The organism is Calothrix sp. CBUCES-K 9914 (assembly GCF_059640475.1).
Map to the genome: position 1 here is coordinate 24,959 of NZ_JBXXZH010000046.1, position 21,802 is coordinate 46,760.

Annotated in this window: 23 protein-coding genes and 1 tRNA gene; 11 read left to right on the top strand and 13 right to left on the bottom strand. The window is 39.9% G+C overall.

Annotated features, from left to right (window positions below; translation table 11 throughout):
• Positions 1-55: 55 nt before the first annotated feature.
• The 7 genes from AC2JBO_RS13095 to AC2JBO_RS13125 all read right to left on the bottom strand — a co-directional run bounded on the left by AC2JBO_RS13095 (position 56) and on the right by AC2JBO_RS13125 (position 4,148).
• Positions 56-433 carry a cupin domain-containing protein gene (locus AC2JBO_RS13095; RefSeq protein WP_496954095.1) on the bottom strand — a complete coding sequence of 126 codons (378 nt, stop codon included), beginning with the start codon at positions 431-433 and terminating at the stop codon, positions 56-58.
• On the bottom strand, positions 387-695 hold the full coding sequence (locus tag AC2JBO_RS13100) for an element excision factor XisH family protein (protein WP_496954096.1): 309 nt from the start codon (positions 693-695) through the stop codon (positions 387-389). The genes AC2JBO_RS13095 and AC2JBO_RS13100 overlap by 47 nt, the downstream gene beginning before the upstream one ends.
• Positions 696-774: 79 nt before the next feature.
• A complete protein-coding gene (locus tag AC2JBO_RS13105) occupies positions 775-1,101 on the bottom strand; it encodes a hypothetical protein (protein WP_496954097.1) in 327 nt (108 codons plus the stop codon).
• Between the two features lie 237 nt (positions 1,102-1,338).
• Positions 1,339-1,506: a hypothetical protein gene (locus AC2JBO_RS13110; protein WP_496954098.1), complete on the bottom strand. Its 168-nt coding sequence runs from the start codon at positions 1,504-1,506 to the stop codon at positions 1,339-1,341.
• Positions 1,503-2,804, bottom strand: a complete 1,302-nt coding sequence (locus AC2JBO_RS13115; protein WP_496954099.1) for an NAD(P)/FAD-dependent oxidoreductase — start codon at positions 2,802-2,804, stop codon at positions 1,503-1,505. Before AC2JBO_RS13115 ends, AC2JBO_RS13110 begins: the two co-directional genes overlap by 4 nt.
• Positions 2,805-3,029: 225 nt before the next feature.
• Complete coding sequence (locus AC2JBO_RS13120; protein ID WP_496954100.1) at positions 3,030-3,491, bottom strand: MarR family winged helix-turn-helix transcriptional regulator; 462 nt, start codon at positions 3,489-3,491, stop codon at positions 3,030-3,032.
• Positions 3,492-3,644: 153 nt separating this feature from the next.
• Positions 3,645-4,148 (bottom strand): 2TM domain-containing protein, encoded by a 504-nt coding sequence (locus tag AC2JBO_RS13125; protein WP_496954101.1) that lies wholly within the window; start codon positions 4,146-4,148, stop codon positions 3,645-3,647.
• A 227-nt stretch (positions 4,149-4,375) separates the two neighbouring features.
• On the opposite strand from AC2JBO_RS13125, the gene AC2JBO_RS13130 reads away from it, so the two are divergent.
• The 4 genes from AC2JBO_RS13130 (at position 4,376) to AC2JBO_RS13145 (ending at position 8,136) form a co-directional block, all read left to right on the top strand.
• Entirely contained in the window at positions 4,376-4,609 is a 234-nt protein-coding gene (locus AC2JBO_RS13130; RefSeq protein ID WP_496954102.1) for a hypothetical protein, read from the top strand.
• Between the two features lie 491 nt (positions 4,610-5,100).
• Positions 5,101-5,253, top strand: coding sequence for a hypothetical protein (locus tag AC2JBO_RS13135; protein WP_496954103.1), 153 nt, complete (start codon positions 5,101-5,103; stop codon positions 5,251-5,253).
• A gap of 610 nt (positions 5,254-5,863) precedes the next feature.
• Complete coding sequence (locus tag AC2JBO_RS13140) at positions 5,864-6,850, top strand: RNA polymerase sigma factor, RpoD/SigA family (RefSeq protein WP_496954104.1); 987 nt, start codon at positions 5,864-5,866, stop codon at positions 6,848-6,850.
• A gap of 554 nt (positions 6,851-7,404) precedes the next feature.
• Positions 7,405-8,136, top strand: coding sequence for a hypothetical protein (locus tag AC2JBO_RS13145; RefSeq protein ID WP_496954105.1), 732 nt, complete (start codon positions 7,405-7,407; stop codon positions 8,134-8,136).
• 97 nt (positions 8,137-8,233) lie between these two features.
• Here AC2JBO_RS13145 and AC2JBO_RS13150 read toward each other — a convergent pair whose 3' ends face one another.
• Entirely contained in the window at positions 8,234-8,818 is a 585-nt protein-coding gene (locus AC2JBO_RS13150; RefSeq protein WP_496954106.1) for a thioredoxin family protein, read from the bottom strand.
• 85 nt (positions 8,819-8,903) lie between these two features.
• Here AC2JBO_RS13150 and AC2JBO_RS13155 point away from each other — a divergent pair, with 85 nt between their 5' ends.
• The 3 genes from AC2JBO_RS13155 to AC2JBO_RS13165 all read left to right on the top strand — a co-directional run bounded on the left by AC2JBO_RS13155 (position 8,904) and on the right by AC2JBO_RS13165 (position 12,408).
• Entirely contained in the window at positions 8,904-9,308 is a 405-nt protein-coding gene (locus AC2JBO_RS13155) for an NIL domain-containing protein (RefSeq protein ID WP_496954107.1), read from the top strand.
• Positions 9,309-9,394: 86 nt separating this feature from the next.
• Entirely contained in the window at positions 9,395-10,765 is a 1,371-nt protein-coding gene (locus tag AC2JBO_RS13160) for an MATE family efflux transporter (RefSeq protein WP_496954108.1), read from the top strand.
• A gap of 626 nt (positions 10,766-11,391) precedes the next feature.
• Complete coding sequence (locus tag AC2JBO_RS13165; protein WP_496954109.1) at positions 11,392-12,408, top strand: CHAD domain-containing protein; 1,017 nt, start codon at positions 11,392-11,394, stop codon at positions 12,406-12,408.
• 538 nt (positions 12,409-12,946) lie between these two features.
• On the opposite strand, the gene AC2JBO_RS13170 is transcribed toward AC2JBO_RS13165, so the two are convergent.
• Positions 12,947-13,747, bottom strand: a complete 801-nt coding sequence (locus tag AC2JBO_RS13170) for a tetratricopeptide repeat protein (protein ID WP_496954110.1) — start codon at positions 13,745-13,747, stop codon at positions 12,947-12,949.
• A gap of 95 nt (positions 13,748-13,842) precedes the next feature.
• The gene (gene ruvB / locus AC2JBO_RS13175; RefSeq protein ID WP_496954111.1) at positions 13,843-14,961 is read right to left on the bottom strand and encodes a Holliday junction branch migration DNA helicase RuvB; all 1,119 of its coding nucleotides are present in this window, start codon (positions 14,959-14,961) and stop codon (positions 13,843-13,845) included.
• Between the two features lie 128 nt (positions 14,962-15,089).
• On the opposite strand from ruvB, the gene hisF reads away from it, so the two are divergent.
• The 3 genes from hisF (at position 15,090) to AC2JBO_RS13190 (ending at position 16,384) form a co-directional block, all read left to right on the top strand.
• Positions 15,090-15,863, top strand: coding sequence for an imidazole glycerol phosphate synthase subunit HisF (gene hisF, locus AC2JBO_RS13180; protein ID WP_496954112.1), 774 nt, complete (start codon positions 15,090-15,092; stop codon positions 15,861-15,863).
• A 96-nt stretch (positions 15,864-15,959) separates the two neighbouring features.
• Positions 15,960-16,148 carry a hypothetical protein gene (locus AC2JBO_RS13185; RefSeq protein ID WP_096684664.1) on the top strand — a complete coding sequence of 63 codons (189 nt, stop codon included), beginning with the start codon at positions 15,960-15,962 and terminating at the stop codon, positions 16,146-16,148.
• A gap of 163 nt (positions 16,149-16,311) precedes the next feature.
• Positions 16,312-16,384 (top strand) — tRNA-Ala (locus AC2JBO_RS13190).
• A gap of 394 nt (positions 16,385-16,778) precedes the next feature.
• Here the strand turns inward: AC2JBO_RS13190 and AC2JBO_RS13195 are convergent.
• Both AC2JBO_RS13195 and AC2JBO_RS13200 read right to left on the bottom strand, forming a co-directional pair.
• Positions 16,779-17,879, bottom strand: a complete 1,101-nt coding sequence (locus AC2JBO_RS13195; RefSeq protein WP_496954113.1) for an AI-2E family transporter — start codon at positions 17,877-17,879, stop codon at positions 16,779-16,781.
• Positions 17,880-18,037: 158 nt separating this feature from the next.
• Positions 18,038-18,229, bottom strand: coding sequence for a hypothetical protein (locus AC2JBO_RS13200; protein ID WP_496954114.1), 192 nt, complete (start codon positions 18,227-18,229; stop codon positions 18,038-18,040).
• Between the two features lie 280 nt (positions 18,230-18,509).
• On the opposite strand from AC2JBO_RS13200, the gene ftsH reads away from it, so the two are divergent.
• Positions 18,510-20,450: an ATP-dependent zinc metalloprotease FtsH gene (gene ftsH, locus AC2JBO_RS13205; RefSeq protein ID WP_496954115.1), complete on the top strand. Its 1,941-nt coding sequence runs from the start codon at positions 18,510-18,512 to the stop codon at positions 20,448-20,450.
• Positions 20,451-20,665: 215 nt separating this feature from the next.
• Here the strand turns inward: ftsH and AC2JBO_RS13210 are convergent, their stop codons facing one another.
• On the bottom strand, positions 20,666-21,613 hold the full coding sequence (locus AC2JBO_RS13210) for an aldo/keto reductase (protein WP_496954116.1): 948 nt from the start codon (positions 21,611-21,613) through the stop codon (positions 20,666-20,668).
• Positions 21,614-21,802: the final 189 nt, after the last annotated feature.

Here is a 21,802-nt window from a genome sequence, read left to right on the forward strand (position 1 = left end):
TGGCTCTAACGCACCAAAAACATTTGTCAATTATACAAATGTTCCAAATAATATATTAGTGTTCAGCAGCTTCGGCAGCAACAGCTTCGGCTTTGGTTCGGTGCAGCGTTCCTGGTTCTTCCTCTGGTGGTGCATAAACAGTGTAGAGTTTGAGTATTGTGGAACCAGTATTAATAAAATTGTGCTGTGTACCTGCTGGAACTACAACCAGTGAATTAGCTTGAATCTTACTACGCTCACCGTTCAATACAGCTTCACCTTCACCTTCAACAAACACCAAAACTTGGTCAACATCGTGGGATTCTTCGCCAATATCGTCTCCCGGCTCAACGCTCATCAATACGATTTGACTATGTTCATTTGTTAATATCTCTTTGCGGAAAAAGTTATTTTCTTTCGCCAATCCAAAGATGTCTTTGTTGAAGATTGTCATCTCGATTACTTCCTGTGTTGTATTTGTTACGGCTACTTTCGTTGCTTACTGCAATTATATAATATGTATAAGAAATAAAACTTTTTATTTCAACCGCTATTTTATCATTATCGCGTTCAGCAGCAATTGCATTATCTGCTGCTAAATCTATCTGTACTTTAATTGTTTCACTAATGGGAATCGTTAATGGGTCACCAGTGATTTTCCAACCATCCTTAATTAAAGCATTCTTGACTTGTTGATAAAAAGCGTCTCTAGCCATATCTGTTAAATTAACATATGAACAGGGTATAGATAAATTACTAAGTATAACTTTTTACATTCAGCTTTACACCTTGTAACTACTTAATTCTATATTCTAATATATTTGCTAGTCCTACGATAAACAAAGCAATCAAAGATAAAATTAAGCATATACGACGTTTTGGATGTGAAGAAATAGCTAAAATAGTACCACTAGCCAATCCAACCAGCCCAAAACCTGCGATTGTCATAATAAAAAGCAAAAAAGTTCCGATATTATCCGGTGGTTTTGGTAGGTCAAATCTATTTTCGACAAGCTCCCAAATTATCAATAGCAACCAGAATAAAGCTGCTCCAATAAAGTCTCCTAGTAAAATAATAACAGGCGCCACCATTAATTTAGGTAAAGCCACGGTACTACTCATAAATCCAATTCCAATCAATCCCCCTGTGTAGAAACTCAAAAAGCTGTTAGCAAACCAAAATATCAGAACTGGCGCCATAGATAGTATTAATAATTAAAAGCGGTAAATATAATTACGCTTAATTTAGCTTAAATTCCGAAATATTTTTTGTAGTAGAGACGTTACATGTAACGCCTCTACTAGGGTTTGACCTTTCTTTTAATTAAGTGTTACCATCCAACCAAGTACTGGGTATAATTACTGTTCAGTAGCTCCGGCAGCAACAGCTTCGGCTTTGGTTTTGTGCAGTGTACCTGGTTCTTCCTCTGGTGGCGCATAAACAACTAATGAATGTATTGACTGGATTAGTGAAAAACAAGCTAGACAAGTAGCAAAATAATACGACGTTGATGAGTTAGTTCTCAACTTCTCATCTGATTTTCATCTTCCGAATATACACTTCTATTAGCAACGTCTCTATACTTAGCTAGATAATCTTGTCTAAAAATCATACGAATAGGATGTTCGCGCGCAAAATAACTCCATACCCAAGTGATCAAAACATTCAAACGGTTATAAGTTCCAGGCAAACACATGAGGTGAATACCTAACCACAAAAACCAAGCTGGAGATCCTGTTAATCTTACTTTACCTATATTTGCAACTGCTGCATGGCGCCCGATAATTACCATCGAACCTTGATGTTGATAGCGTAGCGGTTGCGGATTTTTACCTTTGATTTGTCGTAATATATTATTAGCTGCTGTTATCCCCTGCTGTATTGCTGCTGGCGCCACCATTGGTACATATTTATCTTGTAACGATGCTAAATCTCCAATTGCATAAACTTCGGGATATTCTGGAACTTGTAGCGTTGAAAATACCTTAACCTGATTGTTACAGTTTGTTAATAATTCTGATTTATCTGGCTTTGCTCCCTCTACTCCCGCAGTCCATACTACAGTGTGACAAGGAATAACGCGCGAGTCCTCTAAATGAACCGCGTTTTCTGTCACCTTAGTTACACGAGAATTTAATTGTACCTCTACTCCTAACTCTTGCAATTTACGTGTGGTGTAAGCACTCAAACTTTGAGGCATTTCCGGAAGCAGTCTACTGCCTGAATGCAACAGTAACACTCGGACTCTATGAAAATCTAAACCTGGATAATCTTTTATTAATGTACCGTAAATTAATGTTGCGACTTCACCCGCCATCTCAACCCCAGTGGCACCTCCTCCGACGATTGTAAACGTTAAATGCTGCTGCCGTCGAGATATACGCGCTTCAGAATGCGCTACCTCAAAACAAGTCAGTAGATGATTACGTATATTCACTGAGTCTTTCAATGATTTAAGGCTGAACGAGTGTTCACAAGCACCGGGTACACCAAAAAATTTAGAAGTGCTGCCACACGCCAAAATCAAGTAATCGTAGGCAATTAAACAATCGTTAACTTCGACAATCTTACTTTCTAAGTCGATCTTTTTTACTTCGCTAGTACTAAATTTTATATTGTTATATTTTCTAATTAAATTCCGAATCGAGCAAACAATATTGGATGGCGCCAGTCCACAAGTTGCCACCTGATGGAGTAATGGTACAAAGGTATGGTAGTTTTCTCGATTAACTAACAGCACTTCACAATTAGTATTCCCCAAAGCACGGGTCGCCGACAATCCAGCAAATCCCGCTCCTACGATCACTACTCTTTGACGTGCCATTACCCCCCCAAATACCAAATGCTTTAAAACACTTCTAAACAATAGTAATTGTTATGACGAAAATTTTATGTGCTATAAAGCAATTTCGCAACCCGGAAATTTCTAGTATATATAGCGACTACAGCCATTACAATAAGTACTATTACTTGTCTATGCAAAACAAAATAATACACGTATTAAGTAAAAGTCAGGGGGGCGTAGGTTAAAAAATAGGTATAAGCGTGACTACGGGAACAAGTTTCTCATTTTTTCAATGGCTTGACGAATATCCTCAAGGTCTTGCATCTCAAGGGTAGCAAAGCACTCTTTGAGGTACTCGGTGTGTGCGGGAAATACTTCTTCAAACATTTTTTCACCCTCTGGAGTTAAAACAGCCAAGAAGCTGCGACGGTCATTTGGGGGTACTTCACGACGTACTAAACCTTTTTTTTCTAGACGGTCGATAATGCCAGTCAATTCTCCCTTAGTAGTAAGAGTCTTTTGAGCTAGCCTATTAAAAGTCATCCCAGAATAATTACCCAAAGTGCAAATCACATCAAATTGCGACGAAGTTAAACCGAGCTGACGAATATGAGCATCAGAATAACTGCGGTATGCATGATATGCGGAAACAAGCGCACTGAGGGTAGAATGAAACGCTTCAGACGCGGCAGTTTCTACAGATTGTTTTCCATCGATTGCGGTCACAGGTTTGATTATAGCGAATGGTCAATTCAAGCATGGCTGGTAATCAATAGGCAATAGGGAAGAGAAAATTGAGACTTTCCAATTCTCCATAACCACCTAGCTATTAAAATATTAGCCATGATTTATTATCCACTAATTGTTATGTATTAATCACTATCCATTTACAATTCTAATAAACTTGTTGACCAAACTATTGAATGATTTCTTCAACTGGTGTCTGCGGTTCCACTTCTCGAACTCTAACTCATATTCTTCGCTATTCTTGTTAAAATTATTCCAGCCATCTAAACCAACCGCTAGCACTGATATTAGTAGCGGATACAGTGCCCAAGAAATACTCCAACCACCAACAAAATCAACTAGCAACAAGAACCCATTTACTATAGCATAATTACCTATACGCTTCCGAAATCGTTTTTGACGATAAGTATTAAACGCGAGTCGTTGCTGCGCTTCTCCCTGCTGTATTATCCAGTCACTCTCTGCAAGTTTGAGTAAATCTGGAGAAATTTCCAACTCTGAAGCTATTTCCTGTAGCTGATCATAGGTAAATTCCTTCTCTTGGGTCGAAGCTTGACGCGCAATCGCAAGATGGAGAATCTGCTGTATATCTTCTTGGGTATAAGAGCGTATATATTTTTGTTCCGAGGGCGCCATAGTATTAAATCCTAAGTCCAGATAGTATAAAGTGGCGTATATGGGTTTACGTTATTCAATAATGTATTGTTCTATTATTCTTAGCGTAACACTGACAACCCAAAAGTCGTGCGCGTGGATTCCACAACTATTTATATACGAATTGCCGTAGTTCTAATTAAATATGTAGCTCAACTGCGGCGCCGTAACCAAAGCAGCCAAAAGTATTCTTTTAACAAAAATATACAATGTGTGTTAGTAGTTTTAGTAGTTATATAATTCCTACTCACCACTACCAATTGCAAAAGGTGGCGCCACTGAGTTACGTAACTTACAAAGTACAGAAAAATTTCTCTACAAAGGTCATTGAAGTGGCGCCAGGTCAGCGGTTTGATGTTGAATTAACTACTTTATCTTCAAGTGCGGCGCCATTAACTACATTTATCTATGATAGAGGCACAATAGAGACGCTCCGGTTCTAAGCGTCTGTGACAGAGAGAAATTTCTACAATTAAATCGGAAAACCGTAATTTGGGAAGAGTAAAGAGTAAAGATTGCGGTTAACTTTTTTCCACTTTCCCAAATTAACGGATCTGTTAAGCACGGTACAAATATAAAGTAAGATTTGTGACAAACTCGTGACAAAATCAGTAGATTTCGCGGAAAACACAAAAACTTTATAAATTGATAGCAGTGCTTCATATGAATTACGTAAGCTTTCAGGAAGATTCTTTGTTAACTGTTGGTAAGAGTACAAGAGATACACGCTTGTGAAATGGCATTTATTTGGATATATTCATCTATAACGAGCCGGATATAGTTAATATTGTCTATGCGTCAATCCCGGAACCGCTATCTGTGAACGAGGATCAACGGAACCGTTAAGGGGCGCCTGTGGGATCAAAAAACGTTAAGACATATTTCGACTGGTAATATCGAAGCAAATTACCGTCGTGTGTGATTGTCACACGTTTTGCCAGAAGATTATTTTGCAATCCGCCAAAAGTGGTATCTTGGTTCAAAAACAGGTTGGGAATGGCTGGTGTCTCATGACTCTCAACCTTACACAGCTTTTAACAACGCTCTGGAACCAGGAGCAGCACAAAAAGCGCAATTGAATCTTTAGTGGGAACTGTTTTTACTCTAGACCATTCTGAAGGCAGAGAAGTTTTTTGAGAAACAAGAGTAAAAATGTATAGTGTAAAAACAGATCAACTACACACGCACAATTGCCAATTCCGTAATTTCTCAAGTTCGTGACATCCCCCCATTCTCCCAGGTTTAATATACGGTTATCCGGATAAGAGCAAAAGGTAGAACTAAGGGTTTTCACGTCAATATAGATATATGGAGGAGCGAAGAATTACTATATTTTTTGGCAAGTGCTTATTTTTGGACTATAATAAAAAGTTTTAGCTATGCTACTTTACTATCAATAAAATTTGTCGTAATATTTAGATAAAGCAAAACTCATACTGACTTCATATTTTTACCGTCGCCGCCAGCGACTATGGGATATAAGAATTCTCAAACGAATGAACAGCGTGCTTCTGAGCAGTATTAAATAAATGGAAAGGTGGGGAACTTATATGGATAACCGCTCGTCTTGACAAAACCTGTATAGACTAATTGTCACTGTGGTGTTCAGTAGCTGCGTAATATACTAACTGCCTTTCCCAATGTAGCTTAATGATTCAAGAATTATTCTTTAACGGGAGTAGAGGAACAGCGCACCAATGCCTATAGTAAACATTTCAACCGAAGAAAATACGAACGCCAAATTCACGGCTGATATGGTGCGAACCTATCTGCGCGAGATTGGTCGTGTACCGCTATTAACCCGTGAGCAAGAAATTGTCTACGGGAAGCAGGTGCAACAAATGATGACGCTTGTTGAAGCCAAAGAAGTCTTGGACAAAAAGCTTCATAGAGAAGCTAGCCTCACAGAGTGGGCTGAACATGTCAAGCAATCTGAAGCCGAAGTCAAGCAGACCGTACACCAAGGTAAGCGAGCCAAGCAGAAGATGATTGAGGCGAACTTGCGCTTAGTGGTAGCCATAGCTAAGAAATACCAGAAGCGGAACATGGAATTTCTGGATTTAATTCAGGAAGGAACGCTTGGTTTAGAGCGAGGTGTGGAGAAATTTGACCCAACTCGTGGTTATAAGTTCTCGACTTACGCTTATTGGTGGATTCGCCAAGCTATTACGCGCGCTATTGCCCAGCAAGGGCGTACTATTCGCTTACCAATTCACATTACCGAAAAACTCAACAAAATCAAGAAAGTTCAGCGTGAATTAGCTCAACAGCTAGGTCGTTCACCAAGTCCTGCGGAAATTGCCAAGGAACTCGAACTAGAGCCAGCACAAATCCGTGAGTACATGAATATGGCTCGTCAGCCAGTTTCTTTAGATGTACGAGTTGGTGATAACCAGGACACCGAGTTGCAAGAAATGCTTGAAGACGAAGGTCCATCACCTGAGTATTACACGACTCAAGAGTTTCTACGCCAGGATTTAAACAACTTACTTTCTGAACTAACTCCTCAGCAACGTGAAGTTCTTGCTTTACGCTTTGGCTTAGAAGATGGTCACGAGTTATCGCTTGCCAAAGTTGGCGAACGTTTAAATCTTAGCCGCGAGCGCGTCCGTCAGTTAGAGCATCAAGCTCTTGCTCACTTACGCCGGCGCCGAGCTAATGTCAAAGAATATGTAGCTAGCTAAATTACGGGTACTTAATTTAATCACTTTACCCAATTTCTATTGCAAAATGGCGCCTCCTTTATAAGGAGGCATTTTTTATTATATACTTTCTCTGTAATTACATAGTGATTATTTTTACCATAGAGGCACTGATGGCACAGAGAAATAAAACATTGCTGTTATACCGTCAGCAATAGGATGATGAAAATTAAAGAGCTAATTTTGTGAAGAAAATCTAAAGAATCTAAAGTTAAATTACTAAGAATAATTACTTATTCAATCAAATATTTGATGAGCCATTGCTTTTTTGATAAGAGCGACTTATGGAGTGAAATAATTGTGTGATGTTGAGCGAAAACAATGATATTTTAAGAATTATAGGCAAAATAATATGAAAACTTTAACTTATAAATTTGTTGTTCTGAGAGAATATAAATCAAACTTTAGACTGAGTGTCTACGTACAATAACTTAGGTATAATTATGCAAGGTAATAAAATATAAAATAAAATTACACCAAAAGCTTTGGTTAAAAGCTTTGAAAGTTAAATAAGATTAGTGAGGAGGATTTATAGGGTGCTTAAAGATACACAAAACAAAAAATACCTTGGTCGTTTACTTCCTAGTCGTCGTTGGGGATTGCCTTTATTAGGATTAGCGTTAGCACTAGGTATTGTTGCTGAACGTACAAAACCTGTATTTAGTAATCAATTCGATAACGATCCTTATTCCTACAGAGTTACACTGCCAGATTCGGGAGCGACTTTTGAGACATGGAGAAACGAACCAGCGAATAATACGAACAATAATATCGCCTCCGCACCAAGAAGTCAGGCGCCTGAAGAGAATTTAGAAAATTTACCCAATTCCCAACAGTCGATGATTACTGCTATTGTTCCAGATGTGCAAATGCCTCAAAACAAACCCACAAAAACTAGCAATAATTATCCTCAGAAAGATGGAGTATACCTTTACGGACAATCTCCCCAACCTGGACAGCTAGGACAAGGTTATGTAGTTTTTCAAAAAAGCCAAGGTCGTGTCGTTGGCGCCTTATACATGCCAGACTCGGAATATAGCTGCTTTAACGGAACCGTTGATAATAGAGGTGAGCTAGCAATGACAGTCAACGGTTATCAAGGTGAAGGTAGTCAGACTCAAGTTGCTACAAACAAAGATGTTCCCAAAATTAATGAAGACGGGCCAACGAGCTACGCTTATTCGCTAGCGCTACGTGATTACTACCAAATTGACAAAATTAGCACAATCGACCACCAAATATTGAAGAATTGTCAAAATCAGCAATAATTTATGAGTGCGCTCGTGCGGTCGTAGAGACGCGCGTTGGTAGACGCTTCAGTTGAAAAGCGTCTCCACTACACCTTAGTAAATGTTTGATTTACAGCTAATTTACAACTTGACTACCGTGACTGCGGGGGTCTTCATTATTACCAGCAGGCGCCACAGGTGCAGAAAATTTAGAGACTTCTCCGCTTGCTTGAGCATAAGGTAAAGTCGAGTTAGCAGCCAAGGCACTAAGATTATCAGCCATAATCGCACGAGGTTGGTCTCCAATCGCTTGAGCGACTGCTTCCCCATCTTTATTAAGGAAGACGAAGTGAGGTATACCGTCTACTCGGTAGCGCAACATTTCTGGCAACCACTTGGTATTATCTACATTTAGCATCACAAAGTTGAGCTTGCCTGCATACTCTTTTTCCAGCGCAGCAATATCCGGCGCCATTTTTTGGCAGACAGTACACCAGTTTGCGTAGAACTCAACCAAAGAGGGTTTGCCGTTGGAAATAGCTATATCAAGTGGTGTAGACTGTTTGTCTAACTGTGTCAGCGTTGCGCTGGTTGTTTCTGTACGCAAACCTAAAATTAAAGCAACGCTCAGAACAATTGCGACAATCGCAATTAGAAAATTTCTGACGCGCGTTCCTGGTACAGCGCTTTGCTGCGTATTAATTTGCTCTTCACTAGCCATAATGGAATTATTAAAAGTTATTAAGCACTGTCATGATTTAGTTTAGCGAATATATATAGAGGAAAAAGAGCAATATAAAAAAACTATGAAAAAGCGAGTTACTCTTACCTTTCCCAAACGCGCGGTACAAATGCCAGTCACATACCGACTTGCAAAAGATTTTAATGTCGCAGCAAATATCATCCGCGCGCAGGTGGCGCCAAATCAAATCGGTAAGCTGGTGGTAGAACTTTCGGGTGATATCGACCAGTTAGACGCAGCTATCGACTGGATGCGGTCTCAAAACATTGCTGTATCATTAACACTTGGCGAAATAGTTATCGATTCCGACGTTTGTGTTGACTGTGGGTTGTGTACCGGAGTTTGCCCTACTGAAGCGCTGACACTCAACCCAGAAACTTATAAGTTATCATTCACGCGCGCACGCTGTATTGTTTGTGAACAGTGTATTCCCACTTGTCCAGTGCAAGCAATTTCGACAAATTTGTAATAAATGGGAAATTATACTCCTCATTATTTAGTTAGAACTGGTTTTGATAATAAAAGTAAAAGTAAACACAGATATATTTAATTACAATGGTGCATTTACGTAGCAAGCCTATTGATTCAAATACTCGTACAGAAATTAATTCACTGTTACATTTGTCTATTCCTTTAGCATCAGCACAAATAGCTCAAGCTGCTACAGGTTTCGTTGATACTGTGATGATGGGTTGGTTGGGACAAGAAACTTTAGCTGCTGGAGGTTTGGCAACAACTACATTTACAACACTGCTTGTAACTGCAACAGGTGTTGTTGTCGGTGTCAGTCCTCTAGTTGCGGAAGCGTATGGAAGTGGGAATAACGCAAAAATTCAGCAAGTCGCAAGACAAGGATTTTGGTTATCTTTATTTCTATCAGTACCTTTAATGTTACTACTTGCACATACTGATTCAATAATGCTGCAATTTGGGCAGGCGCCTGGTGTTGTAAGAATAGCGAAGACTTTTATTGATGTTATTCTGTGGGGGTTTTTACCAGCTTTAACATTCGCAATGCTCAAAAGTATTATATCTTCACTATCCCAAGTCAGACCAATTATTATTATCGTTGTAGTTGGCACTCTTTTCAACGCCCTTGGTAACTATGTATTAGGATTTGGGAAGTTAGGGTTTCCTGCACTAGGACTATCAGGAATTGCAATAGCAAGTGTATTATCTCAATGGCTGATGTTGCTGCTTCTGGTTATTTATGTACTCAAACATAAACAACTGCGAACTTTCCAGCTATTTAAAAAGCTATATCAATTTCAACCTAAAGTACTGCGTGAAATGATATCGATAGGGGCGCCGATTGGTATATCATTTGCTTTTGAAACGGGTTTATTCAGCGTCACAACTTATTTAATGGGATCATTGGGTACTGATACACTTGCTGCACATCAAATCGTATTCCAAACCATAGTAGTAATATTCATGGTTCCTTTAGGAATGTCGTTTGCTACAACAATTCGAGTTGGATGGTGGAATGGACAAAATAATGCCGATGGAGTGAGACGCGCGGCTTATAGTAGTATGTGTTTAGGTGCAATATTTATGACTGTGATGGCAGTAGTATTACTATTATTTCCACGTCAAATCATAAGTCTTTACTTAGATATTATTAAGCCAGAAAACGCAAAAATAATACCGCTCTTCACATCAATGCTAGCTGTAGCAGCAATATCACAAATCTTAGATGGAGTGCAAACAACAGCACAAGGCGCCTTGCGTGGACTCAAAGACACGCGCGTACCAATGTTATTAAGCTTTGTAGCATTTTGGGTATTCGGACTCTTTAGTGGTTACTTATTAGGATTCAAACTAGGTCTAGGTGGTGTGGGTTTGTGGATAGGGCAAGCTATTGGTGTAGGTACTTCTGCTGGAGTGTTTATTTGGCGCCTGCGTCGCTTAATAGCAAAAGTATAACTTGCAACGGATGCAACGGATGTTTGATTTTAAATAACTAGATTTTGTTTGTAACTGATAAATTATCCGTTACATCCGTTCATCATCCGTTGCCATTCCAACTTATATTTCAATCAAGTTAACCAATGAAATCGCATGTGCTTCCTTTTATTGGGTTGCTCTTGTTCTTGCCACTCGTGACTAACCTAGCTACAAATGTTTTTCGGGTGAAAGTAAAACTGCCACAGTCTCTTCCCGGTGTTCTTTGAAACTTTCACTAAAGGTCAGTAGTATTTCCTGAATTGATTGATTAGTAGACATTTTCTGTAACTTCAAAACTATAAAGCTAAAACATCGTGTAATTTATTTTACTTATTCATCTAAAGAATTAATATTAAGAGATACAATAGCATTTAAAAAAATCTTTAATATTGATAAATATTATAAAGTAGATATACGACTTGAGATAGATTTAAAGTATTCTGCTTTTTAAATACTATTATCTGTTATGTAATAAATTATTTGTAGCAATAAACACAAATAATTTTTCACATACAATGGAGCAAAGTGTCTGATAATGATGCAAGTTCCAAATCAAGCTTCCATCATGTTAGAACTTTGAAAAAAAACTAATCAGGCGTGATTTTATGACATTAGCAACCCAAACTGTCGTCAAAACCCTAGGAGACTATGCTTACCAGGCAATCCAAAAGCACTTCAAGAAAACTTTGAAGTGGGAAAAGACGGTCAAAAAGGATGAAGACCCGGAAGCGTTGCATCAAATGCGTGTAGGAATGCGGCGCCTACGCACTGTAGTAAGTCGGTTTGGATTCGTCGTCAATTTGCCCAAAGCTGTTACAGACCGTAACATTGGTAAAATAGCACGGTGCCTAGGTAATCTTAGAGACTTGGATGTACTCAAGGAATCAGTAGAAAAGAGTTTTCAGCCTCATTTACCGCCTCAAGAAGTTAAGCACTTGGAAAAAGCATTCAATGCTATCGACAAGCAACGTGAGCAAGCATTCGCTGATGTAAAAGAAACTCTCAAAGATACACGTTACAAATCGCTCAAAACTTCACTCGACCATTGGCTAGAAGAACCAAGATACCAAGAATCGGCGCCGTTGGCAATCGATTTAGCATTACCTGACTTGCTTTTACCAGAAGTAAGTTACTTCTTTCTGCATCCAGGTTGGCAGTTCGGAATGTCATTGGGAAATAATAACGGTGTTTCCACGTCAACCTCATTATTGAGAAGTTATCCAAAGGGAATGACTAGTCGAGAGGTAGAGCAAAATTTAGATTCTAACCACGAAGTTCTGCATAGTTTACGTAAACAAGCTAAACGTCTACGCTATCAAATGGAATTATTCATTGATTTTTACGGTGAAACCTACGGAGAGCATCTTACCGAAGTTAAAAATATCCAAGATATATTAGGAGAAATTCACGATAGCGACGTTTTAGAAGACTGGTTAGTTGATGTGTTTGGTGAAGACTTTACGCAGAAACTGCCAACCTTTACAAGTTTGTTAGTCGATAAACGTCATCAATTATGGCAGCAATGGGCACCTATTCAAAGACGCTATACGCAGTTAGACACCAGAAATCAACTACATCTAGCAATCTTAAATCCAATATTAAAGCAAATAGAAGATAATTAGCTTAATCTATCACACCGATTGTAGAGACGTGTAAACGGGAGGTTTTCCCGGAGGGATTGATTACGTCTCTACAGGTTTACTATGATTTTCAATATTTTCGTTGGGTAAGTTTGTAGTTTCATCTAATTTTTTTTTAAAACTGTCAAACACACTGGTTAATCGATTTGTTTCACTATCAGTAATATATTTAGGTTTATCCATAAGAGTGTGAATATATTTTTTTATAGTCAAGATTGTATGCTATCGACTCGGTTATCCAAATCATGTACTTCGGCAACAACCTGCTTATTGAGCTTCCCATGCTCATTACTTTGGGCTACTGGTCTGTGTCAATAGTTTTACTGTGTAGGCACGTCTCGTATGTGCGGCAAAAGCCACCATACAACGCCTCAAAGTTAATGACATGAACCACTACCTTATTACTAATAGGCGCCATTGCACAAAGATTATGCATTTGATTAATATGTAATACTTGTAGCACAGGCAAGATGCCTATGCTACGTGAGAATACGATGTAGAGACGTTACACGTAACGTCTCTACTGTAATTTGAGGAATTTTTCTAATGCGCTAACCATACTGGGAGACCAACGACGCACATTTTTAACCCAGCTTATATCCTTGTAACGGGGATCAAGACCGACGGCAGCAACCCAGTTACTTTCTGCTTCTCCTTGTTGACCTTTCTCCCAAAGTGCTGCTGTGAGTGACGCACGCACGTCGGCAAATTTGGGATATTTACGGAGAATATTTTTCATTTGGTGGATTGCTTCGTCTTTCTCACCTGATTCGTACAATGCTAGAGCATAGTTGGCGCGTGCGAAAGCAAAGTTAGGTGCAATGTCTGCTGATTTTTTATAGTCAGCGATAGCTTCTTGCCATTTTCCTAAACCAGCTTCGGCATTACCTCGGTTGTTATACCCCATTGCGTCCGATGGGTCAATCTCTAACAAATGATTATAGTCAGCGATAGCTTCTTCCCAACGTCCTAAGCCTTCCAACGCTGTACCGCGATTTAAATAAGGGTCTGTAACGTTTGGCGCCAGTTTAACTGCATTATTATAGTCTATTAGCGCTTCAGTTAATTTATTCTGACTTACGCGCGAGTTACCACGATTACTCCAAACTGCGGCATTTGTAGGGTCTTGCTCAAGCATTTGCGTCCAATATTTTTCTGCGGTTGCAAAATCTCCTTTATCAGTAGCAGCAAAAGCTTTATCCCCCAGTTCATCGCGCAGTTGTATTTGCTCAGGAGTTAATGTACTCTGTGACTGCGCCAGAGCAGGTGTACTAGAAAAGAATAATAACAAGCTTAAGATGATAGCGATTAATTTAACCATTTGATTTCTGAGTGATTTTGTACTAATACGAATAAGGTGCGTGACGCTACTAGATTAATAGCTTCGCTGCAAGATTTTTGGTAGCGTCACACACCCTACAAAATCGATAACTGTTGGTTTGGTGGTTTGAAGCCCATGTGTTTATATGCTGCTTGTGTGGCAGTTCTTCCGCGCGGTGTTCGGCTTAAATAACCAATTTGCATCAGATACGGTTCATACACTTCTTCAATTGTTTGAGTGTCTTCACCTGTTGCTGCGGCAATAGTTTCTAGTCCAACTGGACCACCGTTGAATTGTTCAATTATTACACTTAACATTTTCCGGTCAGTCCAATCTAAACCGCAAGGGTCTACTTGAAATAGTTCTAGGGCTTCGGCTGCAACTGCTCTGTTGATTTCGCCACACTGTTTTACTTCAGCATAATCACGTACACGCCTTAGTAATCTATTAGCAATACGTGGTGTTCCGCGCGCACGACGCGCAACTTCTGCGGCGCCTTCTTCGTTGATGGGAGTATTAAGCAGTTGGGCACTGCGTATAACAATTTTACTAAGTTCGTGTGGCTCGTAAAAGCGCAGTTTTTGTACTAAACCAAATCGGTCGCGAAGTGGTGAAGTTAATGCTCCAACTCGTGTTGTGGCGCCAACTAATGTAAATTTACATAAAGGTATACTGCGAGTACGAGCGCTCGTACCTTTACCAACAGTTACATCAAGACGGTAATCTTCCATTGCTGGGTATAAAATTTCCTCAGCCATGCGCGATAGACGATGAATTTCGTCGATAAATAAAACATCCCCTTCTTTAAGATTCACAAGTAACCCAGCAATATCGCGCGGACGTTCAAGAGCAGGTGCGCTGGTAATTTTACAGCTAACACCCATCTCTGATGCGAGTATCATCGCCATTGTAGTTTTACCAAGTCCAGGCGGGCCATACAATAACAAATGGTCGAGTACTTCACTCCGTGACTTTGCGGCTTTAATTGCTATATCTAATACATCTTTTAAATCTTTTTGACCAATATAGTCTTCAAAACGGTGTGGACGAATACTTTCTTCTTGCTTCCCTTTTTCGTCAATTTCTGCTTCGGGTTGCAAAAGATTATTCTCTTTCGACTTTGGCGCCTGTGAGGTTGACTTTTTAGCGGTCTCGCGCCGTTTTGGTTGTTCACCGTCTGGTTGTGACTGATTTCTTGAGGAGATTATAGCCATAGTTGGGATAGGTGGTGATTAACTTGACTTGTACGGGGAATAATTTTTTCTTTTGTGTGCGCTCGTCAATTTAAAATTTATTTAAAATTTTAAGTCCGGGCAATTACTAAGGAGTGTAAAAAATTCTCATGCTAGCTAAAAGGATTCTACCGTGTCTGGATGTCAAGGCGGGACGAGTTGTAAAAGGAGTTAACTTTGTCAATCTTAAAGATGCGGGCGACCCAGTGGAACTAGCGAAGGTTTATAACGAGGCAGGAGCAGATGAGTTAGTATTTCTTGATATTACAGCCACTCATGAAGACAGGGGCACTATTATCGATGTTGTTTACCGAACCGCAGAGCAGGTCTTTATTCCTCTCACTGTCGGCGGTGGTATCCAATCCTTAGAAAATGTTAAAAATCTGTTACGAGCTGGGGCAGATAAGGTTAGTATTAATTCTGCGGCAGTGCGCGACCCTGATTTTATTAATCGTGCCAGTGACCGTTTCGGTAATCAGTGCATAGTCGTTGCTATCGATGCCCGAAGGAGGCAAAACCCAGAAAACCCAGGTTGGGATGTTTATGTTAGGGGTGGTAGAGATAATACGGGTATTGATGCTCTCACTTGGGCACAAGAGCTTGAACAACGAGGCGCCGGAGAACTATTAGTTACAAGCATGGACGCTGATGGTACTCAAGCCGGATATGATTTAGAACTCACGCGCGCTATTGCTTCATCCGTCCAGATTCCTGTTGTTGCCTCTGGTGGCGCCGGAACTTGCAAACATATTTACCAAGCACTGACCGAAGGTAAAGCCGAAGCTGCTTTATTAGCATCGCTGTTACATTACGGGCAATTAACTGTGAGCGAAATCAAACATTATCTCAGTAACAATAAAGTTCCTATCCGAATGTATAGCTGATTTAGCCGTCAAAATCTAACCACTCTCTGTGGTTAGACACAGTTATCCAAATTAGTGTTAAGCTTGATGAAGAAAAAATAACTTTTATTAACAAAAATGTTGATACCTATATTAGTTTTTGATGTAGCGCTGGTTGCCTGGTCGTTACACCTAATGGAAAAAGCTGTAGAACACAAGGAATTTTCACTGATGCTAGCGGGAACGCTGGTAGCAATGGCAGCAGCAGGAATGCTCGTTGTTTATTTCCTAATGGGTCACTGTATGAGCTATCTCTTACAGCTATAAGCATAAATACTGTTTGATATAATTGTTTTATATAAAAATTATTTGTCAGTACGATTAATAATTCTCATCAAATGGTAATCAGATATCAACATAACCGAGATTTTTAGTCGCGCACGTATTGACACAGCACTCAATATTCAAGATATAATGGTAAAGCAATTACGGGGTTATAGCTCAGTTGGTAGAGCGCTACGATGGCATTGTAGAGGCCAGCGGTTCGAGACCGCTTAACTCCATATTATTTGTATATTGTTTTAATGTACGTTGAAATTTTTTTCATTTATGATATTTTGCTTAATTTATAACGCAGATCAAACAAGTTTAATATGTTGACCTTCGTTATTTAATTGATAATTTTGCTCACCTAGAGACGCGATTAATCGCGTCTCTACGTAGATATTTTTTGACAAGTAGTTTCAAATAGCTGTCGCGCGCTCATATGTTAACTTCACTTTTTTATATAACTTGATCATTGATACTCAGTATCAGTATGTTATATAAAATAACCGTGAAAATAACATGAAAAAATTTTAATACTTTTTTAAGAATAATTTCGGAAGTCTCCTAAATTTTTTAGCAACCAATAACTCATCCGTTACATCCGTTTTAATCTGTTGCCAGCTTACCCTACTATCTATCATCACGCTTCGGGACTAGTTTTTCTTCATCATCTTCAGAAACTAGAACATACTCGGTTTCGCGTTCGTCTTTTTTGCCCCATTGGTCAAGTACATCTTTAATCAAAACTTCCTGCGTCCAGATTTTTGCTACCACAGTTAAAGGTAATGCGAGTAATAATCCCAGAAAACCAAAGAAAGTCAAGAAAAACAACTGGGCAATCAAAGTTACCGCAGGTAGCAGCGAAACTTTTTGCGCCATAATCATAGGTGTAATGAAGTTACCCTCAGTTTGCTGAATTAAAAAATATATACCAAATACAGCCACAGCTTTCCACGGTGCGTCCAAAAGAGCTATTGCGATTGCTGGAATAACGCTAATTGTTGGACCAAGGTTGGGAATTAAGTTCATGAAACCTGCTAGCACCGCTAAAGCTAACGCAGATGGTACGCGCAATAACAACAAACCAATCATGCTCATCGTACCAACATACAGCATTGCTGTACCGGCGCCTGTTACCCACCCTTCTAGTGACGTTTCACATTTATCTAAAATCCCATCAACTCGGCGCCGATAAAATGAAGGAAATAACCTAATAAATAATTTACGGTAAGCTTGCGGTTCAGCAAGAAACATTCCTGTTAAAACCAATACCAGTAAAATTTTGAGTAGAACTTCTAATGAACTAGAAAGAAAGGCGAATGAACTACCCAAAGCACGGTTAAGAAACGGCTGGGCTTGTTTGACCAAGCTATCTACATCTGGTATATAAGGAGACACTTGTGCTGGAATGCGAGTTTTAAATACATCAAGCCATTTGTTAAAAAGCTCTATCCCTTTTGGTACACGAAGAGTTAGTTCTTGGAACTGCGTGATAAAAGATGGTACTACTAGCAAGAAGAAACTAATGATAACTGCAAAGAAAATACCAACTGAAAGCAAAACAGCTAGACCACGCTTCAACCCTTTATGCTGAAACCACATAGCCAAGCGGTTTAATGTGGTCGAGATCACTACTGCGGCAAATATCAGCAGCAGCACATCTCGTATTTGCCACAGTATATATATAGAGATAAGAATGGCGATTAAACCAATCCACTGACCTAATTTCACACCCAACTCCCGAATACTAGCGAACTGTCATTGCTGTCAACAAAGCTTAAGGTTAGTCGATTTTAGCCCTTTCGCATAGCTTTTGTTACGGTTTGTTAGCTGTGGGTGCCCTGCATATTGAAATCAGGATAAGTGTATGTGCCAGTTCTAGTTTAACCTTAACTGCGTTTTGACCGAACTAAGCGGGCGCCCAGTAGTACCGCCATTATTAAGGTAGGAGATAATACTAAAATCAAGACATTTGTAGTTGTTGCGGGAATTAAAATATCTGGCTTTGCATATTTAATAAAAAATGACAAGAGGGCTGAGAGCAACATGACCTTGGCAATCCATCCAAACTGGTTTCCCATAAAATCAATTCTAATAAAAGTACGGCTATACGAATGTTGATGGACGGTAGACGCGAACACCGATACTGCAACACTTTCTTTAGAATAGAACTAATTCACAATCCTTTACAATGCTTCTCATAAATTTTATTAGCCAAACTAGTAAATTATATGTTTTGGCATAACTATATGTTATTAAACGTCGCAAAGCTAAAACAGGTAATGCTGCTGAATTGTTAACTTGATACCAGGCAAGCAAACTTGAGTAAAGCTAATTGATAAACTCTTGGAGGATATATTAATGCCAGTAGAGACGAATAATAACAAAAATAAGATTAAGCCACCGCGCGTTAGGCAGTTTGGTGGTAGTTTATTAGTTTTACTATCGCTGCTGTTAGTGCTGAACTTAATCGTTCCTAGCTTCTTTGGACCAAAGTTACCGCAAATTCCTTACAGTGACTTTATCGTGCAGGTACAAGCAGGTAAGGTAGATAAGGCAATTGTAGGTCAAGACCGAATTCAATATTCGATCAAAACTCAAACTCCTGAAGGTAAGGAAGTAGACCAGGTTTTTCAAACTACACCTGTAGCTATTGACCTCGACTTACCAAAGATTCTACGCGATAACAAAGTTGAATTTGCGGCGCCTCCTCCAGACCAAAATGGTTGGATAGGCACTTTGTTAAGCTGGGTTTTACCACCGTTAATATTTGTTGGTATTTGGGGTTTCTTCCTTAACCGTCAAGGTGGTGGACCTGCTGCTTTAACAGTTGGTAAAAGCAAAGCGCGTATTTACTCTGAAGGCAGCACAGGCGTAAAATTTAGTGATGTAGCGGGTATTGAAGAAGCCAAAGCTGAATTAGAAGAAGTTGTAGACTTCCTCAAAAACGCTGATAAATATACTCGTTTGGGTGCGAAAATTCCTAAAGGTGCCTTACTTGTTGGCCCCCCAGGAACTGGTAAAACTATGTTAGCGAAAGCTATTGCTGGAGAAGCAGGTGTACCTTTCTTTAGCATCTCCGGTTCCGAGTTTATCGAATTATTCGTTGGTGTTGGCGCCGCACGTGTACGTGATTTATTTGAGCAAGCCAAACAACAAGCTCCCTGTATCGTATTTATAGACGAGTTAGACGCTTTAGGAAAATCACGAGCAGGAAGTGGTGGTTTCTATGGTGGAAACGACGAACGCGAACAAACCTTAAACCAGCTACTTACAGAAATGGATGGGTTTGACGCTAACACAGGTGTAATTATTATCGCTGCTACTAACCGTCCTGAAGTTCTTGACCCAGCGTTACGTCGTCCGGGACGTTTTGACCGTCAAGTTGTTGTAGACCGTCCTGATAAAATTGGTCGGGAAGCAATTCTTAAAGTTCACGCCCGTAACGTGAAATTAGACCAAGATGTTGACTTAGCAGTTATTGGTACAAGAACACCTGGTTTTGCTGGCGCTGACCTAGCAAACTTAGTCAACGAAGCCGCATTAATGGCAGCACGTAACAACCGCGAAGCTGTAAAAATGGCTGACTTCAACGAAGCTATTGAACGGGTAGTTGCTGGTTTAGAAAAACGTTCGCGTGTTCTTAACGAAACCGAGAAAAAGACCGTTGCTTATCATGAAGTTGGTCACGCTATTATCGGCGCCTTAATGCCCGGAGCTGGTAAAGTAGAAAAAATCTCAATTGTTCCTCGTGGTGTAGGTGCTTTAGGATACACAATCCAAATGCCTGAAGAAGACCGCTTTTTAATGATAGAAGACGAGATTCGCGGCAGAATAGCTACCCTTTTAGGTGGACGTTCAGCAGAAGAAACCGTATTTGGAAAAGTTTCCACTGGCGCCAGTGACGACATTCAAAAAGCCACCGAACTTGCAGAACGTTACGTGACTTTATACGGTATGAGTGATCAACTTGGTCCAGTAGCGTTCGAGAAAATGCAGCAGCAGTTTATCGAAGGATACCCCAACTCACGGCGCCAAATTAGTCCAGTGGTAGCAGAGCAAATCGACCGCGAAGTTAAAATGATTGTTGACAATGCTCACCACATCGCCTTAAGTATTCTTAAAGAAAACCGTGAATTATTAGAGAATACAGCACAAGAGTTATTAGAACGCGAAGTTCTCGAAGGAAACGAACTACGTAATAAACTCGAAATAGCTAAGGCGCCTTACGATATGGCAGAGTGGTTGCGAAGCGGTAAATTAGACGAAGATAAACCCTTGATGCAAACCTTAATGAATTAACGTAGGGTGCGTGACGCTATTACAACACTGCAACGAAGCAAAAATCATCTAGCGTCACGCACCAATTTTTTCTGTCTATTACAACACTGCAACGAAGCAAAAATCATCTAGCGTCACGCACCAATTTTTTCTGTCACAACGCTCTTGTCGGTGCGTGACGCTACAAGTCTTATAACTACGTTGAAATATTTTCGTAGCGTCACGCACCCTACTTTTTACTTCCATTGACGAGTTAGTTCTTCTAACTCTCCAATTTCATCGTCACTTAGTCGCCAACCGAGGGCGCCAGCATTCTGTACTACCTGTTCAGCAGTTTTGGCGCCTGCAATAGGAATTACGTTACCTTGACAAATTAACCAGTTTAAGGCTACTTGTGCAGGTGTACGATCATATTTTTCCGCTAATTGACGTAATACAGCTAGCACAGGCTCAATTTTTTGTAAACCTTGTTCTTTAAATCTTGGGTCTGCTTTTCTTGCACCCGTTGGAGTGGTGCCACCCGAAACTCCATATTTACCTGTAAGCAGACCTTGCGCTAACGGACTATAAGCCAAAATTGTTACACCTAATTCACGAGCGGCATCTGTAATACCCTTACTTTCCACTTGTCGAGTAATTAATGAGTAGCTAACTTGGTTTACAGCCAAAGGTACACCACGTTTAGCAAGTAATTGGTACGCTTCACGCATTTGCTCCTTTGAGTAATTACTGACACCAACTGCTGCAATTCTTCCTTTCTGCACTTCGTCTGCAAGCGCATTCATTAGTGTATGCTGGCTCATTAAAAAGGCAAAAGGCCAATGCACTTGGTATAAATCAACCCGTTCCAACTGTAGACGCTTTAAACTCGCTGTTAAAGCATCAGCAACCGCTTGACCGTTCAAACGCCACGGCATTGGACCATACTTGGTAGCAATTTGTACACCTCTATCGGCTTGCTTGAGAAATCGTCCCAAGAATTTCTCTGATAACCCTGTACCGTATACCTCTGCGGTATCAAAGAACGTTACACCTGCATTCAACGCTGCTTTAAACGCACTTTCAAGTTCGTCAGCACCGTAGTTGCTGCCGTAATTCCAAAACAGCTTATCACCCCAAGCCCAAGTACCTATACAGAGGGGAGTTACTGCTGGACCATTTTGCCCCAGTCTGATGGTTTCCACGTCAGTTTAAATTTTATAATTTACATTTCTTTACTTTTCTAGTCTATCGCTGCTTTGAAGAAAGAGACATAATTGAAGACACAATAATTCAACGTTCTCTATGGCTACTATTTGGCGCCTCCTGAACGCTCATATATTAGCTGGAATTAACCTTTGAACGATTACATTCAGAATCAGAGTTTGAGGGAA